Raw genomic sequence first — 2,958 nt, 5'->3', positions numbered from 1 at the left:
TCCTGGTGATATTGCAACATATCGCGAGAGCGTCTTCTTGGAGCGTGCGATTGTTGGTGAGCGTATCCGCATGACTATGGGTATGCCTATGCAGGGTGTTGATCAACCCGAGCAAATATCTGATGGCCTGGAAGAGGCCTCTCGACCAGAGGTTTATTACCAGCCACCGCTGATCAACATTGTCAAGTTTGCGTGCAATGCCTGCGAGGACAACGTGTATCGCGTTACCAATGCGTGCCAGGGCTGTCTTGCACACCCTTGCCGAGAGATTTGTCCTAAAGAGGCAATTAGCTTCGTAGACAAAAAGGCATATATTGACCAGGAAAAGTGCATTCAGTGCGGTATGTGCTTCAAGGTTTGTCCGTACCAGGCAATTCATCACCATGTGCGCCCTTGTGCTGCTGCTTGTGGTATGGACGCTATTGGCTCTGATGAGCACGGTCGCGCAGACATTGATTACGAGAAGTGCGTTTCTTGTGGTCAGTGCCTGGTCAACTGCCCCTTTGGTGCTATTGCCGATAAGAGCCAGATTTTCCAGGTTATTCAGGCTATCAATGAGGGCTATACCGTTGTGCCAATTGTGGCTCCTTCATTTGTTGGTCAGTTTGGCAAGGGTAGCGTTGGTCGTCTTCGTGAGGCATTCAAGGAGATGGGATTCGCCGAGGTAGAAGAGGTAGCAACCGGTGCTGACCTCTGTACTGTTCAGGAAGCGGAAGACTTTGTCAAAGAAGTCCCAGAAAAGCTGCCATTTATGGGAACAAGTTGCTGCCCTTCTTGGTCTGCAATGGCTAAAAAAGAGCACCCAGAGTATGCTGATGCTATCTCTATGGCTCTTACCCCAATGGTTTTGACTGCTCGTCTAGTAAGAAAACAAAATCCAGAGTCCAAGATTGTCTTTATTGGACCATGTACTGCTAAGAAACTTGAGGCACTGCGTCGTTCCGTTAAGTCAGAGGTTGACTTTGTTCTGACCTTTGAGGAGCTTGCGGGAATGATGGAGTCTAAGGGTATTGACTACACCAAGCTCGATGACGACAACTCCGACTTTGAAAACGCCTCCCATGACGGTCGTGCTTTTGCAGTGGCCGGTGGTGTTGCAGGCGCAGTTGTAAACGTCATTCACCAGAAGTACCCCGATAAAGAAGTTCCTATCATGGCTGTTGACGGCCTTGCTGAGTGCCGAGCCATGCTCAAGGATGCTGTTAAGGGTAAATATCCAGGTTATCTTCTTGAGGGTATGGCTTGTCCAGGAGGATGCGTTGGAGGCGCTGGCACCCTGAGTGCCGTTAACCGTGCAGCCGCAGCAGTTAAGCGTTACGCAAAGACCGCTTCTTCTGAGCTAGCTTCTGCGAACAAGTACAACGATCTTATTTCAGAGCTTGCAGGCACCGTTTCTGCTGAGGTTGAGATTGCCGAGGTTCTTGAGGTTCAGAAGCCTGTTGAGTAGTCACGCTCTCTCAAATTAAACGTAAAACGCCGGTGCACTGCATCGGCGTTTTTATATGAGATGCAGCTTATTAAGGTAATTTACCTAGTAAAAAAGGACCTGCGTTAACAGGTCCTTTAAGTTTTAGCTGAGAGATAGTCAACAAAATGCTGATTATTTTGAATTACTCAGATTTTTCGTTTTTCATGGATGCATAGAACGTTGCATGCGCAAAAACGTCTTTAATTGTTTTTCCATTAATAAAAGGAAGCGCGAGAAATTCGTCTAGCGTAGGAACTAATTCAGAACAATCTACAAAGTGGTTCTTTGAGTTTCTGATGCTGGTGTCTTGAGCTCTCCATGCCTCAAAGTTGACATCAGTGAGGTAATAAACCTGGTGTCCGACTTGCATGTACACAGAGTGATTACTGTGCAGGTACTCTACCAGGTCTTCGTAAGAAATCTGGAGAACCTCAGAACTTTTCTTGCCCATGATGCAATCCTTTCCACGTCGCTTGCGCGCAAATTATGGACGCACTTTTATTGACTATACCGCCCTCCGAATACGCTTATTCAGATGAATTGAGAGGCATAGGCAAGCGGACGTTTTTTCTCGCTCAACGGCAATGATGAATGGTTGTAATTTTTAGTGCTACTATTTGAGAATTTCTTGCACCATTTCTTCTGCGGTATCGCAAAGCGTGGTAGCACCTGCAGCTAGAAGCGTTTCTTTATCCCTAAACCCCCAGGTAACACTTATGCAAGGCATACCGCTGTTGTGTGCTGTTGCAACATCAACCTCGGAGTCTCCAATATAGACAGCATCTTGAGGGTCGACGCCAATTTGAGCAAGGGCGTAATGGACAGGCTCGGCATCAGGTTTTCTTTTAAGGTCATCTCGTTGACCCAGGGCAAAGTCAAATCTACCTGGGAAGAAATTGGTCATTAAATCGGCAATAGCAAAGTCTGGTTTGTTTGAAACAACGGCACACTTAACACCAGCTGTTTTGAGCGTATCAACCGCATCAAGGATGCCAGGGTAGGGTGCGGTATTGTCCAAGCTATGGTCAGCGTAGTGTTCCTTAAAGCATGCAAGTACACGCTGGTATGTTGCTTCATCAGTACCCTCTGGCACTGCGTCACGGATAAGTTTAGCAACACCATTACCGACCATCTGACGGACTTCATCAACGGTATAGGTAGGCATGTTGAACTGCTCAAGGGCGTAAGTGGTTGCCCAAGCAAGATCAACAATAGTATTGAGAAGTTAAGTGAACTTAAAAATGCAAATGTCGTAATTATAATCTTTATAGCTAACCCGTACGTAACAATATTGCCGTTATTAAGGTTTACTAAACCAGCGGTGCTTATATTACTTAACGATGTTATGAGAGAATCGCTTTTGTTCAAACCTGCAACTCTAAGTAAAAGGTATTGAAGTGCTGTCAAAGATATATATATGCCTAATGCTCTTCTATATGTCTTTCTAAACGTGGTATTAATCTTCATAAACCCAGGACCGGCAATCTCTG

Annotated in this window: 3 protein-coding genes; 1 reads left to right on the top strand and 2 read right to left on the bottom strand. The window is 46.0% G+C overall.

From position 1 onward, the window contains the following. Positions 1–1,447, top strand: a 1,447-nt coding sequence (locus tag RWJ43_RS06565; RefSeq protein WP_314009119.1) for a 4Fe-4S dicluster domain-containing protein, incomplete at its 5' end; no start/stop codon positions are given. Between the two features lie 163 nt (positions 1,448–1,610). On the opposite strand, the gene RWJ43_RS06560 is transcribed toward RWJ43_RS06565, so the two are convergent. Both RWJ43_RS06560 and RWJ43_RS06555 read right to left on the bottom strand, forming a co-directional pair. After that, positions 1,611–1,919 (bottom strand): hypothetical protein, encoded by a 309-nt coding sequence (locus RWJ43_RS06560; protein ID WP_035433205.1) that lies wholly within the window; start codon positions 1,917–1,919, stop codon positions 1,611–1,613. A 162-nt stretch (positions 1,920–2,081) separates the two neighbouring features. After that, positions 2,082–2,681, bottom strand: a complete 600-nt coding sequence (locus RWJ43_RS06555) for an HAD-IIIA family hydrolase (RefSeq protein WP_314009121.1) — start codon at positions 2,679–2,681, stop codon at positions 2,082–2,084. Between the last annotated feature and the right edge of the window lie 277 nt (positions 2,682–2,958).

This window comes from Lancefieldella parvula (assembly GCF_963530955.1).
In the GTDB taxonomy this organism is placed as follows: domain Bacteria; phylum Actinomycetota; class Coriobacteriia; order Coriobacteriales; family Atopobiaceae; genus Lancefieldella; species Lancefieldella parvula_A.
Note: the sequence above shows the minus strand (reverse complement) of the source record. Positions and strands in the feature narration are given on the sequence as shown.